Genomic DNA, 14,033 nt, shown 5'->3' with positions numbered 1-14,033 from the left:
GCCCGGCCCGCACCCCCTCACAGGAGCACCGCACCATGCACACCCTGCTGATCACCGGCCCCGGTGGAGCCGGTCGGACCACCGTGGCCGCGGCCACCGCCCTCGCCGCCGCGCGGCAGGGGCGCCGCGTACTGCTGCTGTCCGGTGACCCCGGCGCCCCCGACGACCGCCTGGTCGAGCTGCTGGGGCCCACCACCGGCCCCGTCGCGGAGGTCGCGCCCGGACTGAGGGCCGTCCCCGTCGCCCACGGGATCCGGGCCGCGCGCATCGACTCCGGCGAGGAGTTCCGGGCCGAACTCGTCACCCTCCAGGAGCGGGGCGCCTCCCTGCTCGGGATGCTCGGCGGACGGCCGCTCGGGTCGGAGGAACTCACCGAACTCCCCGGCGCCGAACAGTTCGCCCTGCTCAGGGCCCTGCGCCGAGCCGCCTCGGCCCCCGGCGTCGATCTCCTGATCGTGGACATGCCCCCGCTGCACCAGGCGATTGCCACCCTCGCGCTCCCCGCCCAACTGCGCCGCTACCTGGCCCGACTGCTGCCCGCGCAGCGGCAGGCGGCCCGAGCCCTGCGCCCCGTCCTCGCCCAGCTCGCCGGGGTACCCATGCCCGCCCAGTGGCTGTACGACGCCGCTGCCCGCTGGGACGAGGAACTGGCCGCCGTCGAGGCCGTCGTCGAGTCGCCCGCGACCGAGCTGCGCCTGGTGGCCGAGCCCGGACCCGCCTCCGACGACGCGCTGCGCACCGGCCGGCTCGGGCTCGCCCTGCACCGGCTCCCGGTCGCCTCCCTCGTCGCGAACCGGACGGTCCCGCGGGACTCCGCCGACCCGTGGGTCGCCGACCTCGCCGCCCGACAGCGGAAGTACACCGACCAGTGGGCCGCCGAGCTGACCGTGGCCCCGCTCGCGCACCTCGGTCGGGACCCCCGTGATCTGCGGGACCTGACCCTGCTCGCGGACACCGAGGGCATCGCCCCCCGGGAGGCCGCCGTGTACCGCCGCGCCTGGGCCGTCGAGGACCGACTCGCCGAGGACGGGGTACTGGTCTGGGCCGTGCCGCTCCCCGGCGCCCGCAAGTCCGACCTGGACCTGATCCGGCGCGGCGACGAACTGCTGCTCACGGCCGGCCCGTACCGCAGGATCGTTTCGCTGCCGTCGGCGCTCCGGCGCTGCACCGTCTCCGGCGCGGCCCTGACCGACGGCGAGCTGCGCGTCCGCTTCACCCCGGATCCACAGCTGTGGCCCCGCGAGCGCTGAGGCCCGTACCCCCGTTCGGGTACCGTCGAAGGTAGTCCGTCCCGTACGTCCCGCATCCGCCGCAGGAGTCCGCCATGAGCGAGGCCACCGACCGCCCCATCGACGACGACGCCTGGGCCAAGGCCTGCGCCGAGGACCTCGCAGCGGAGAAGGAGCGCCGCAGGGCGGGGCAGGGCCAGGCGGGCACCGGCACCGGCAGTGCCTCCGAGGAACTGTTCAAGCTCTTCGAAGCCGTCGCCGACAAGGTCTCCGCCCTGAACAACCCGCTGCTCGGCGCCGCCGCCCAGGGCGCCGTGCGCCAGTTCGTCACCCAGGCCAAGACCGCCGCCAAGCCCGTCATCGAACGCAACCCCGAGGTCTTCGACCACCTCGCGGCGGCCGGCTCCGAGCTGCTCGCCGCCTACCGGTCGGCCGTCGAGGGCCACGAGCGCCGCTGGACCCGCGACGAGGCCGCGCCGTCCGCTCCGGGCCCCCGCGCGGAAAGCGCCCCCCACAGCCCCGGCACCGGGCGCGACGACCGGGAGGAAGGTCCCGATTCCGGCCCTTCCGAGCGGATCGATCTCGACTGATCCTCCGTCGCGCTCGGGTACGGTGGGCCGTGGCGGGGTTTGACCGGAAACCGAGGGACTAATGGGACTCACCATCGGCGTCGACATCGGCGGCACGAAGATCGCGGCCGGCGTGGTCGACGAAGAGGGCACCATCCTTGAGACGTACAAGGTGCCCACCCCGCCGACCGCGGACGGGGTGACGGACGCGATCTGCGCCGCCGTGTCCGAGGTCAGCAGCAACCACACCATCGACGCCGTCGGCATCGGCGCCGCCGGATACGTGGACGACAAGCGCGCCACCGTGCTCTTCGCGCCGAACATCAACTGGCGCCACGAGCCGCTCAAGGACAAGGTCGAGCAGCGCATCGGCCTGCCGGTCGTCGTCGAGAACGACGCGAACTGCGCGGCCTGGGGCGAGTACCGCTTCGGCGCCGGCCAGGGCCACGACGACGTCATCTGCATCACGCTCGGCACGGGCCTCGGCGGCGGCATCATCATCGGCAACAAGCTGCGGCGCGGACGCTTCGGCGTCGCCGCCGAGTTCGGCCACATCCGGGTCGTCCCGGACGGCCTGCTGTGCGGATGCGGCAGCCAGGGCTGCTGGGAGCAGTACGCCTCCGGGCGCGCGCTCGTCCGGTACGCCAAGCAGCGCGCCAACGCCACCCCCGAGAACGCCACGACCCTGCTCGCGCTCGGCGACGGCACCCCCGAGGGCATCGAGGGCAAGCACATCAGCGAGGCGGCCCGGGCCGGCGACCTGGTCGCCATCGACTCCTTCCGCGAGCTGGCCCGCTGGGCCGGCGCGGGGCTGGCCGACCTGGCGTCCCTGTTCGACCCGTCCGCGTTCATCGTCGGCGGCGGTGTCTCCGACGAGGGCGACCTCGTCCTGGACCCGATCCGCAAGTCCTTCAAGCGCTGGCTGATCGGCGGCGCCTGGCGCCCGCACGCGCAGGTCCTCGCCGCGCAGCTCGGCGGCAAGGCCGGCATGGTCGGCGCGGCCGACCTCGCCCGCCAGGGCTGACGCACCCGGTTCCCTCCGCTGCCCGCCGCGCCCCCTGTGGGAGCGGCGGGCAGCTGCGTATCTTGCGGGGCATGGACCTGCCGAAGTCGCATACGGAGCCCGACGGTTCAGCCGTGATCCGGGTACTCAGCTACAACATTCGCTCGCTGCGCGACGACGAGGACGCGCTCGCCCGCGTGATCCGGGCGTGCGAGCCCGACCTGGTGTGCGTCCAGGAGGCGCCGCGCTTCTTCCGGTGGCGCAAACACGCGGCGCGACTGGCGTCGAAGTGCGACCTGGTGGTGCTCGGCGGCGGTGCGACGGCGGCCGGTCCGCTGCTGCTGTGCTCGCTGCGGGCGCACGTGGAGCACACCCGGGACGTCCTGCTGCCGTTGCGGCCGGGACTGCACCGCAGGGGCTTCGCGACGGCCGTCGTCCGCTTCGGGCCCGCACCCGGGACCAGGGTCGGCGTGCTCAGCGCCCACCTGCCGCTGGACGCGGGGGAACGGGAGGAACACGCGGGGCTGCTGCTGGAGCGGCTGGCGGGCATGGACGTCCCGTACGCAATCGCCGCGGGCGACGTCAACGAGGGCCCGGAGGGCCGGGCCTTCGGCCTGCTGGCCGCGGAACTCCAGGACTGCCGGGCCGTGGCGCCGTGGGGCGGGGAACACACCTGGCTCCGGTCCGGGGAGCCGAGGCGGATCGACGCCGTCTTCGCGTCGAAGGGGGTCGAGGTGCTGGGCTGCGGGGTCCCGACGGGCCTTCCCGGGGTCACGGACGCGGACCTGCGGGCCGCCACCGACCACCTCCCGGTGCTGGCGGCGCTGCGCCTCGGCGCCGGCCCGGCACCGGGCTGAGCCGCCCGGTGCGACGCCGGCGGGTGCCTCGCACCGGGGCGGCGTCGCACCGGGGCCCGGCCGGGCCCCGAACGGATCCGGAAGGGACGCCCGGGATCCGGGAGGGAACGCCCTAGACGACCGCTCCGCGCCCCGGGTCGTCCTCGTCGTCGTCGTCGTGCGACATGCGGGCCACCAGGGTGGCGAAGCCGCCCAGGAAGCCGCCGATGCCCAGGGTGGTCAGCCACCAGGTCATCTCCCACTGGAGCAGCACCGCCACGAGCAGCAGCACCGGCCCGCCCACGACCGCCAGCCAGGCGAACTTGGAGGTGGTGTCCGCCGCCGGGAGCTCGGGCTCCGGAGGAACGAAATGGCCCTCGTCCGCCCGGTCCTCGGGCGTCACGTCCTCGTCCTTCGGCTCGACCGGCGAGTGGTCCCGGGGGCCCGCCCCGCCCACGCCCGGCGCGAAGGTCACCGAGCTGCCCAGCGGCCCGGCGGGGGCCGGCGGGTCACCGGGACCGGCGTCCTTCTCCGGGGGCTTCGCGACCGAGGGGGGCGTCGGTTGGACGTCCTCCTCGGGCAGCATCAGGTTCTCGATCGGTCGGAACGGTCTGGATCCCGGCGGGTCCGGCGGTTCCTGCCCGTACCCGGCGACGATCGCCGCCCACGCGGCCTCCTCGTCCAACGGGGGAACACCCCCGGACGACTCCTCGTGCTCAGCCACCGCTGGCCGCCCCCTCCCTGCCGACGCTCTTCGAGAGCCGTCCGACGAACGCAAAACTGTCCGCGAAGATCCGCTCCGCGTCATGGTCCAACGTCGCGACGTGGTAGCTCTGTTCCAGCAGGGTCTCGGTCACGTCCGTGGACGAGATCCGGGACAGCACCCGCGCCGAGTCCACGGGCGGGACGACGTGGTCCTGCGGGCTGTGCAGCAGCAGCACCGGCTGGGTGACCTGGGGCAGCTCGGCGTCCACCAGGCGCAGGAACGCGCGCAGCGAGTGCGCGGCCCGCGTCGGGACCCGGTCGTAGCCGACCTCCACCGATCCCGGCTTCGCGATGTCGTTGGCGACGCCCGGCGTGGAGCGGATGACGTGCTTGGCCACCGGAAGGGCGAAGGCCAGCGGGTCGTGCACCTTGTTGGCCGGGTTGACCAGGACGATGCCGCTGACCGAGTCCCCGTGCTTGGCGGCCAGGCGCAGGGTCAGCGCGCCGCCCATCGACAGTCCGAAGACGAACACCTGCTCGCACCGGTCGAGCAGCTCGCGCAGCGCGCGGTCGACCTCGGCGTACCAGTCCTGCCAGCCCGTGAGTTGCATGTCCTGCCAACGCGTCCCGTGCCCGGGCAGCAACGGCAGCGACACCGTCAGCCCCCGCTCGGCCAGGTACTCGGCCCAGGGGCGCAGCGACTGCGGGGAACCGGTGAAGCCGTGGCAGAGCAGTACGCCGACCTCTCCGCCCTCGTGGCGGAACGGCTCTGCTCCAGGGAGGACGGGCACCAGGGTCTCCTTGTTGATCGGAAGGCGAGGGGGATGAGGGGGCGATGAGGGGGTACGGGTGCGTAGCGCTGTGTGACTTCACCGTACGCGACCGGGGTGGTACCGACCAGGGTCGTAGGACCGCTCCCGGGGGAGCCAGGGGATAAGGTCTGTTCGACAGACACAGGAAGGCTTTCGAGTTGATCTACGGCGCAATGAAGTTCTCGATCGGCGGTTCCCTGAAGCTCGCCTTCAGGCCGTGGGTGGAGGGCCTCGAAAACATTCCCGCTGAGGGGCCGGCGATCCTCGCGAGCAACCACCTGTCCTTCTCGGACTCCTTCTTCCTTCCGGCCGTGCTCGACCGGAAGGTGACCTTCATCGCGAAGGCGGAGTACTTCACCTCCCCGGGCGTCAAGGGCAAGCTGACGGCCGCCTTCTTCAAGGGCGTCGGCCAGCTCCCGGTGGACCGCTCCGGAGCGCGCGGTGCCGGCGAGGCCGCCATCAAGAGCGGCATCGACGTCATCGAACGCGGAGAGCTGTTCGGTATCTACCCCGAGGGGACGCGTTCACCCGACGGTCGCCTCTACCGCGGCAAGCCCGGCGGTCTGGCCCGGGTGGCACTCGCCACCGGAGCCCCGGTCATCCCGGTCGCGATGATCGACACCGAGAAGATCCAGCCGCCCGGCAAGGTGGTGCCGAAGCTGATGCGACCCGGCATCCGGATCGGCAAGCCGCTGGACTTCAGCCGCTACCACGGCATGGACGGGGACCGGTTCATCCTGCGCTCGGTGACCGACGAGGTCATGTACGAGATCATGAAGCTCTCGGGCCAGGAGTACGTCGACATCTACGCGACGGCCGCCAAGCGGCAGATCGCGGACGCCGAGAAGGCCGCCAAGGCCGAGAAGGCGGACAAGGGCGAGCAGGGCGCGGAGTAGCGGGGCGGGCGACACCGCCCGTACGGGGTGGGGGAGATGGCGAAGCGCGAGCGCGTCGTGCGCATGTCGGTCGAGCAGCCGCTGTGGCGGGCCCTGACGGGCTACCGGCTGCTGACCATGATCTACGCGGTGCTGCTGTTCGCCTCCGCGTACAAGGAGTACGACCACCCCGGCGTCGCGGTCGGCTACCTCGCGGTCCTCGCCGTCTGGACGTTGGCCACCCACCGCCGGGTGGCCAACGCGGCGAGCTGCACCAAGCCCTTCCTCGGTGCCGACCTCGGTGTCGCCGTCGCCGGGATCCTGCTCACCCCGCTCGCCGACAACGCGGAGCGGATCGCGGGCGGCGGCCCCACGCTCCCCAGCATCTGGACGGCCGGCTCGGTCCTCGCCTTCGCCCTCAAGGGCGGCTGGCGGTGGGCCGGCTTCGCCTCCACCTTCGTGGCCGCCGCCAACATCGTGGTCCACGGCGGCGATCCCACCCGCGACACCCTCCACAACGTCCTGCTGGTCTGGGTCGCCTCCATCGCCATCGGCTACGTGGTCGAGGTCGCCCGGGCCAGTGAGGCCACGCTGGCCCGCGCCCTGGAGATCGAGGCCGCCACCCGCGAACGCGAGCGGCTGGCCCGAGACATCCACGACGGGGTCCTCCAGGTCCTCGCGATGGTCCAGCGGCGCGGCACCGAACTGGGCGGCGAGGCGGCCGACCTGGGCCGGATGGCGGGGGAGCAGGAGGTGGCGCTGCGCACCCTGGTCTCCAGCGGACTCGTGCCCACCTCCCGGATCTCCCGCGACGAGTCGCTCGGCGCGCTCGTGGACTCCTACGACGACGAGGAGCCGGCCGCCGGGAACGGCGAGCTGGACCTGCGCGGCCTCCTCGCCCCCCACGCCGGCTCGAAGGTGAGCTTCGCCGAGCCCGGCACCCCGGTGCCGCTCCCGGCGCCCGCGGCGCGGGAGCTGGCGGCGGCGGTCGGTGCCGCCCTCGACAACGTGCGCAAGCACGCGGGGGCGGGCGCCCGGGCCTGGATCCTGGTCGAGGACTGGGGCGACGAGGTCATCGTCACCGTTCGCGACGACGGCCCCGGCATCCCGGCCGGTCGGCTGGACCAGGCGGAGGGCGAGGGCAGGATGGGCGTCGCCCTGTCGATCCGGGGCCGACTGCGCGATCTCGGCGGCACCGCCGAGCTGGTGTCCGTCCCCGGACAGGGCACCGAAGTGGAACTGAAAGTACCGAGGGGGAGAACCCAGTGACCGAGCCCACCGAGTCCCATGAGCTCAGCGGCATCAAGGTGATGGTCGTCGACGACCACCCGATGTGGCGGGACGCGGTCGCCCGCGACCTGGCCGCCGCCGGCTTCGACGTCGTGGCCACCGCCGGCGACGGCCCGGAGGCGGTCCGCCGCGCCCATGCCGCCGCCCCGCACGTCCTGGTCCTCGACCTCAACCTGCCCGGCATGCCCGGCGTGCGGGTCTGCAAGGAACTGGTCGGCGCCGACCCGGCCCTGCGCGTGCTCGTGCTCTCCGCGAGCGGCGAGCACGCCGACGTCCTGGAAGCGGTGAAGTCGGGTGCGACCGGCTACCTGCTGAAGTCCGCAGGGGCCGCGGAGCTCATCGACGCCGTCCGCCGTACGGCCGCCGGCGACCCGGTGTTCACCCCCGGCCTCGCCGGTCTCGTCCTCGGCGAGTACCGCCGGCTGGCCACCGACCCGGCGCCGGCCGCCGCCAACGAGCCCAAGGCCCCGCAGCTGACCGACCGGGAGACCGAGGTGCTGCGGCTGGTGGCCAAGGGGCTCTCGTACAAGCAGATCGCGGAGCGGCTGGTCATCTCCCACCGCACGGTGCAGAACCACGTCCAGAACACCCTGGGCAAACTCCAGCTGCACAACCGGGTGGAGCTCGTCCGGTACGCCATAGAGCGCGGCCTGGACGACGCGTAGTCCCGTACACGCGGCTCCGTACACGGGGTCCCCTCGCGGGTAGTCCCCGTTCGAGTGAACGGGTGTGCGGTAACGCCCCCTGAATCCACCGGAATTGCCTCTTCCCGGCATCTTGCTGTGACCTGAGTCACCATTAGCGTGACGGTCGTGCGGGCTCATTGGGCTCAGTGGGCCCTGTTGCCGAAGGGAGATGCCATGAAGGTCGGAGTGCTGACGGGCGGCGGAGACTGCCCCGGGCTCAACGCGGTCATCCGGGCCGTCGTCCGCAAGGGCGTGCAGGAGTACCAGTACGAGTTCCTCGGCTTCAAGGACGGCTGGCGCGGCGCGGTCACCGGGGACACGGTCCCGCTCGACATCCCGGCCGTGCGCGGGATCCTGCCGCGCGGCGGGACCGTCCTCGGCTCCTCGCGCACCAACCCGTTCAAGCTGGAGAACGGGGTCCGCCGGATCAAGGAGAACCTCGCGAAGTTCGAGGTCGACGCCCTCGTCACGATCGGCGGCGAGGACACCCTCGGGGTGGCCGCCAAGCTGTACGAGGAGTACGGCATCCCCTGCGTGGGCGTGCCGAAGACCATCGACAACGACCTCTCGGCCACCGACTACACCTTCGGCTTCGACACGGCCGTCGGCATCGCCACCGAGGCCATCGACCGGCTCCACACCACGGCCGAGTCGCACATGCGGGTGCTGGTCGTCGAGGTCATGGGGCGCCACGCCGGCTGGATCGCGCTCCATTCCGGCCTGGCCGGCGGGGCCAACGTCATCCTCATTCCCGAGCAGCGCTTCGACGTGGACCAGGTCTGCGCCTGGGTCACCTCCCGCTTCAAGGCGAGCTACGCGCCGATCGTGGTCGTCGCCGAGGGCGCGATGCCCACGGACGGCGAACTGGTGCTCAAGGACGCGGCGACGGACTCCTTCGGGCACGTGCGGCTGTCGGGCGTCGGCGAGTGGCTCGCCAAGGAGATCGAGGCGCGGACCGGCAAGGAGGCCCGTACGACGGTCCTCGGGCACGTCCAGCGCGGCGGCACCCCCAGCGCCTTCGACCGCTGGCTGGCCACCCGCTTCGGGCTGCACGCCGTCGACGCGGTGCGCGACGGCGACTTCGGCAAGATGGTCGCCCTGAAGGGGACGGACATCGTCCGGGTGCCGATCCTGGAGGCCACGTCGAAGCTCAAGACGGTGGACCCGGCGCTCTACGCGGAGGTCGGCGTCTTCTTCGGCTGAGCCGGAGCGCGTGTGCGGATCATGGGTCGTATCGTGACAAAGGGCCCATGATCCGATGCGGGCGACGGCGCGGTACGGGAGCGAACGTGGAGATCCTCGCATTCGGGGTGCAGGCGGACGAGAAGCCGCTCATGGAGAAGGCGTTCGCGGGCCGGCACGAGGTGCGCTGCCTGGACGTGTTCCTGAGCGAGGACACCGCCCCCATCGCGGCCGGGTACGAGATCGTCTCGTCGAGCGTCAACGCCGACCTCGGCGGCCGGGTGCTGCGGATCCTGGCCGACGGCGGGACCCGGATGATCGCCCAACGCTCCACCGGCTTCAACAACATCGACCTCGACGCGGCCCGGGAACTCGGCCTGACCGTCAGCCGGGTCTCGTCCTACTCGCCGTTCTCGGTGGCCGAATTCGCCTGGACCCTCGCGATGGCCGTCAACCGCAGCATCGTGCGGGCCTCGAACCGCACCCGGGACTTCGACTTCCGCCTCACCGGACTGATGGGCCGTGACATGCGGGGCCGCACGGTCGGCGTCCTCGGCACCGGGAAGATCGGCGAGGCCTTCACCCGGATCGCGCGCGGCTTCGGCATGAACCTGCTGGGCTGGGACGTGACGCGGAACCCGGCCTGCGTGGAACTCGGCATGAAGTACGTGGACAAGGACACGCTGTTCGTCGAGTCGGACCTGATCAGCCTGCACCTCCCGCTGCTGGACGCCACGCGGCACATCGTCGACGGTGCGGCGCTGCGGCTGATGAAGGACGACGCGATCCTGGTCAACTCCAGCCGGGGCGCACTCGTGGACACGGACGCGCTGGTGGACGAGCTCCGGGCGGGGCGGTTCGCGGGCGTCGGCCTGGACGTGTACGAGGCGGAGGCCGGACTGTTCTTCACGGACCGCTCCCTGGAAGCCGTGGAGGACGACACCCTCGCCCGACTGATCACCTTCCCGAACGTGGTGGTGACCTCGCACCAGGCGTACTACACCCACGACGCGGTGGGCCAGATCGTCGACGCCACCCTCGCGAACGTGCGGGACTACCTGGCCGGCCGCCGCTCCGGGAACACCCTGTCGCCGTGAGCACCCCGCCACCGTCGCCGTCGCCCCGAGCCGCGCGCGACGCCGGCGGGAGCCGGGCGGGGCCCCCCGCCGACACCCGGGCCTCAGGCCGGGGCGGCCGCCCGTACGCCCGTCAGCAGGTCGCGCAGCAGTTCCGCCCCGCGCAGGGTGAGCACCGACTCCGGGTGGAACTGCACCCCCGCGAAGCCCGCCGCCGACCGCAGCGCGTGCACCTCGCCCGTCGCCGGATCCCGCGCGACCTCGACCCCGCTCAGCGCCTGCCGCTCCGCGAGCTCCGCCGTGCAGTGCGCGGTGTACGTGTTGTAGAACCCGACCACCTCGGACGCCCCGAACAGGTCGATCCGGGTCTGCGCCCCCTGCGCCGGCTCCGCCTTGCGGCCCAGCGGGAAACCAAGCTCGGCGGCCAACAGCTCGTGCCCCAGGCACACGCCCAGCAGCCCGTGCCGGTGACCCGCCAGCAGCTCCGCCGTCAGCGCGCGCAACGTCCGCATCCTCGGGTCGGACGTGTCCGCCGGGTTCCCCGGCCCCGGTCCCAGGACGACCGGCCCCACCCAGGCCAGGGCCGCCGCCCGCAGCCCGGGGTCGTCGTGGCGGCGCACGGTCACCTCCAGGCCGGTCACCCGCAGCACGTGGGCCAGCATCGCCGTGAAGGTGTCCTCGCCGTCCACCACCAGCGCGTGGCCCGGCGCCGCGGCCGGCCGCTCCTGCATCCGCAGCCAGAAGGGGGCCAGGTCCGCACGGCGCGCGGCCAGGGCCGCCTGCACCCGGGGGTCGCCCGCGAGCGGCCCCCCGGTCGACGCGGGACGGGGCGCGGGGGCCCGCACCCCCAGCGCGGCCAACACCCCGGCCGCCTTCGCGTGCGTCTCGGCCACCTCGCCCGCCGGGTCGGAGTGCCGCACCAGCGTCGCCCCGACCGGTACGCGCAGGGTCCCGTCGGGCGCGATGTCGGCCGTGCGGATCAGGATCGGCGAGTCCAGGGTCTGCGCCCCGGCCGCGTCCGTCCCCAGCAGGGCCAGCGCGCCCGCGTAGTAGCCGCGGCCGCCGCTCTCGTACCGTTCGATCACCCGGCAGGCGTTCTGCACCGGCGAGCCCGTCACCGTCGCCGCGAACATGGTCTCCCGGAGCACCTCGCGCACGTCCAGCGAGGAACGGCCGCGCAGCTCGTACTCGGTGTGCGCGAGGTGGGCCATCTCCTTCAGCCGGGGCCCGACGACCACCCCGCCCATGTCGCCGACCGTGCACATCATCTTGAGTTCCTCGTCGACGACCATCGACAGTTCCTCGGTCTCCTTGCGGTCGCCGAGGAAGGCCAGCAGCGAATCGGCCGTCGGCCCGGTGGCGGGATAGCGGTAGGTGCCGCTGATCGGGTTCATCACGACCGTCCCGCCGGACATGCGCACGTGCACCTCCGGACTGGCCCCGACCAGCGTGCGCTCCCCGGTGTGCACGACGTACGTCCAGTACGCGCCCCGCTCGCCGAGCAGCAGCCGCCGGAACAGGGCCAGGGCGTCCGCCCGCCCGAAGCCCTCGATCCGCCCCTCGTAGGTGCGCCGGATGACGAAGTTCGCGCCCTCGCCGCGCCCGATCTCGTCCTCGATGACGCGCTCCACGGTGGCCGCGTACCGCGCGTCGGGGACGTCGAAGCCGCCGTCCTCGACCCGCACCTCGTGGTCCGGCAGCGCCGCGAGCACCTCGGCCAACGGCAGCTCGTACGCCTCCTCGGCCGCCAGCACGCTCAGCGGCGTGCCGTCGTCGCGCACGTCGAATCCCCGCTCCCGGATCTGTCGGAACGGCACCAGGGCCAGCGTGGGCAGCTCCCCGACGGGCAGGTCGGCGAGGTGCTCGGCGGTGTGGACCGGGCCGATCAGCAGCTCGACGGTGTCGTGGTCGCGGCCGGGGGTGCGGCGGCGCAGCAGGGCGAACGGCGGGCAGGAGTCGTCGAGCAGTCTGCTGATGTCCATGGGCGGGCGTCCTTCTCGGAGATCTCGGAGGAGATGGGGTGAGAGGGGCCGGCCCGGGCCCGGAAACGCCGAAGGCCGCCCCTCGGGCGGCCTTCGCGTCGTTCGAGTCGTCTACGTACGCGCGAGGAGTGGGCCGCCGGAAGCGGGCCACCACCAGTTCTGGTTCGAGTGCGCGTACATGCCGCCGACGATAGCCCACGCCGGGGAGGCAGACGAAGCGTCCGCGGGGGCGGGTCGCATTCCGAGAGACATCCGTCTCAGGAAGTGGGCACCGGGCTGGACGCGACGTGCGACGCCGTAATGTGTACGAGGTGACCGTGAACGCTGAAACCCAAGCCCCCGCCACCAAGGCGACCTGGCGAGACCTTCCCGCGGCGCAGCAGCCTTCGTACCCCGATGCCGAGGCCCTGCGCGCTGTCGTCGCGGACCTCGAGTCGTATCCTCCCCTCGTGTTCGCGGGTGAGTGCGACCAGCTGCGCGCCCGTCTGGGAGCCGTCGCCAAGGGCGAGGCGTTCCTGCTGCAGGGCGGCGACTGTGCCGAGGCCTTCGACGCCGTGTCCGCCGAGCACATCCGTGCCAAGCTGAAGACGCTGCTCCAGATGAGCGCCGTCCTGACGTACGCCGCCTCCGTGCCGGTCGTCAAGGTCGGCCGCATCGCCGGCCAGTACTCCAAGCCGCGCTCCAAGGACACCGAGACCCGCGACGGCATCACCCTGCCGACCTACCGCGGCGACTCCGTCAACGGCTTCGCCTTCACCGAAGAGGACCGGATCCCGGACCCCGAGCGGCTGAAGCGCATGTACCACGCGTCGGCCTCCACGCTGAACCTGGTCCGCGCCTTCACCACCGGCGGCTACGCCGACCTGCGCCAGGTGCACGCCTGGAACCAGGACTTCGTGAAGTCCTCCCCGTCCGGGCAGCGCTACGAGCAGCTCGCGCGGGAGATCGACAACGCGCTGAACTTCATGAAGGCCTGCGGCACCGACCCGGCCGAGTTCAAGGCGGTCGAGTTCTACGCCTCCCACGAGGCGCTGCTCCTGGACTACGAGGGCGCGCTGACCCGCACCGACTCGCGGACCGGCAAGCTGTACGACACCTCGGGCCACATGGTCTGGATCGGTGAGCGCACCCGTCAGCTGGACCACGCGCACATCGAGTTCTGCTCGCGGATCGCCAACCCGATCGGCATCAAGCTCGGCCCCACGACCACCGTGGACGAGGCGCTGACCTACATCGACCGCCTGGACCCCGAGCGCGAGCCCGGCCGGCTCACCTTCGTCGTCCGCATGGGCGCCGACAAGGTCCGCGACAAGCTCCCCGAGCTGGTCGAGAAGGTCACCGCGTCCGGTGCGACCGTCGCCTGGGTCACCGACCCGATGCACGGCAACACCTTCGAGGCGGCGTCCGGCCACAAGACGCGTCGCTTCGACGACGTGCTCGACGAGGTCAAGGGCTTCTTCGAGGTCCACAAGGCGCTGGGCACCCACCCGGGCGGCATCCACGTCGAGCTCACCGGTGACGACGTCACCGAGTGCGTGGGCGGCGGCGACGAGATCTTCGTCGACGACCTGCACCAGCGCTACGAGACGGCCTGTGACCCGCGGCTCAACCGCAGCCAGTCCCTGGACCTCGCGTTCCTGGTGGCCGAGATGTACCGCGACCAGTAGGACGCGGCGCGCGATCAGTACGTGGCTTCGTACGACGGTGGGGCACGGATCGATGTGATCCGTGCCCCACCGTCGTATCCAGGTCTTTTAGGGGACCCTAAGTTTGGGTATGGTTAGGTAA

General features: G+C 72.5%; 13 protein-coding genes. 10 read left to right on the top strand and 3 right to left on the bottom strand.

What is annotated here, in order from left to right:
* The first annotated feature begins 35 nt into the window (after positions 1-35).
* From ADK55_RS04065 to ADK55_RS04050, 4 genes are all read left to right on the top strand, one after another.
* Entirely contained in the window at positions 36-1,250 is a 1,215-nt protein-coding gene (locus tag ADK55_RS04065; protein WP_053676050.1) for an ArsA family ATPase, read from the top strand.
* Positions 1,251-1,324: 74 nt separating this feature from the next.
* Positions 1,325-1,819, top strand: a complete 495-nt coding sequence (locus tag ADK55_RS04060; RefSeq protein WP_053676049.1) for a DUF5304 domain-containing protein — start codon at positions 1,325-1,327, stop codon at positions 1,817-1,819.
* Positions 1,820-1,880: 61 nt separating this feature from the next.
* Positions 1,881-2,822 (top strand): ROK family glucokinase, encoded by a 942-nt coding sequence (locus ADK55_RS04055; RefSeq protein WP_053676048.1) that lies wholly within the window; start codon positions 1,881-1,883, stop codon positions 2,820-2,822.
* Between the two features lie 71 nt (positions 2,823-2,893).
* Positions 2,894-3,658, top strand: coding sequence for an endonuclease/exonuclease/phosphatase family protein (locus ADK55_RS04050; RefSeq protein WP_053676047.1), 765 nt, complete (start codon positions 2,894-2,896; stop codon positions 3,656-3,658).
* Between the two features lie 112 nt (positions 3,659-3,770).
* Here ADK55_RS04050 and ADK55_RS04045 read toward each other — a convergent pair whose 3' ends face one another.
* Together ADK55_RS04045 and ADK55_RS04040 are read right to left on the bottom strand one after the other, a co-directional pair.
* The gene (locus tag ADK55_RS04045) at positions 3,771-4,361 is read right to left on the bottom strand and encodes a hypothetical protein (protein ID WP_053676046.1); all 591 of its coding nucleotides are present in this window, start codon (positions 4,359-4,361) and stop codon (positions 3,771-3,773) included.
* Entirely contained in the window at positions 4,354-5,133 is a 780-nt protein-coding gene (locus ADK55_RS04040; RefSeq protein ID WP_053676045.1) for an alpha/beta hydrolase, read from the bottom strand. The genes ADK55_RS04045 and ADK55_RS04040 overlap by 8 nt, the downstream gene beginning before the upstream one ends.
* Positions 5,134-5,327: 194 nt before the next feature.
* Here ADK55_RS04040 and ADK55_RS04035 point away from each other — a divergent pair, with 194 nt between their 5' ends.
* From ADK55_RS04035 to ADK55_RS04015, 5 genes are all read left to right on the top strand, one after another.
* On the top strand, positions 5,328-6,050 hold the full coding sequence (locus ADK55_RS04035) for a lysophospholipid acyltransferase family protein (protein WP_053676044.1): 723 nt from the start codon (positions 5,328-5,330) through the stop codon (positions 6,048-6,050).
* Between the two features lie 36 nt (positions 6,051-6,086).
* Positions 6,087-7,298, top strand: a complete 1,212-nt coding sequence (gene macS / locus ADK55_RS04030; RefSeq protein ID WP_199826438.1) for a MacS family sensor histidine kinase — start codon at positions 6,087-6,089, stop codon at positions 7,296-7,298.
* Between the two features lie 41 nt (positions 7,299-7,339).
* The gene (locus ADK55_RS04025) at positions 7,340-7,984 is read left to right on the top strand and encodes a response regulator (protein WP_053676133.1); all 645 of its coding nucleotides are present in this window, start codon (positions 7,340-7,342) and stop codon (positions 7,982-7,984) included.
* Positions 7,985-8,179: 195 nt separating this feature from the next.
* Positions 8,180-9,208, top strand: a complete 1,029-nt coding sequence (locus tag ADK55_RS04020; RefSeq protein WP_053676042.1) for a 6-phosphofructokinase — start codon at positions 8,180-8,182, stop codon at positions 9,206-9,208.
* A gap of 86 nt (positions 9,209-9,294) precedes the next feature.
* On the top strand, positions 9,295-10,284 hold the full coding sequence (locus ADK55_RS04015) for a 2-hydroxyacid dehydrogenase (protein WP_053676041.1): 990 nt from the start codon (positions 9,295-9,297) through the stop codon (positions 10,282-10,284).
* Positions 10,285-10,367: 83 nt separating this feature from the next.
* On the opposite strand, the gene ADK55_RS04010 is transcribed toward ADK55_RS04015, so the two are convergent.
* Entirely contained in the window at positions 10,368-12,245 is a 1,878-nt protein-coding gene (locus ADK55_RS04010; protein WP_053676040.1) for an anthranilate synthase family protein, read from the bottom strand.
* Positions 12,246-12,556: 311 nt separating this feature from the next.
* On the opposite strand from ADK55_RS04010, the gene ADK55_RS04005 reads away from it, so the two are divergent.
* Positions 12,557-13,912, top strand: a complete 1,356-nt coding sequence (locus ADK55_RS04005) for a class II 3-deoxy-7-phosphoheptulonate synthase (protein WP_053676132.1) — start codon at positions 12,557-12,559, stop codon at positions 13,910-13,912.
* The last annotated feature ends 121 nt before the right edge of the window (positions 13,913-14,033 follow it).

This window comes from Streptomyces sp. WM4235 (assembly GCF_001279725.1).
Taxonomy (GTDB): Bacteria; Actinomycetota; Actinomycetes; order Streptomycetales; family Streptomycetaceae; genus Streptomyces.
This window is presented reverse-complemented; position numbering and strand designations above follow the sequence as displayed.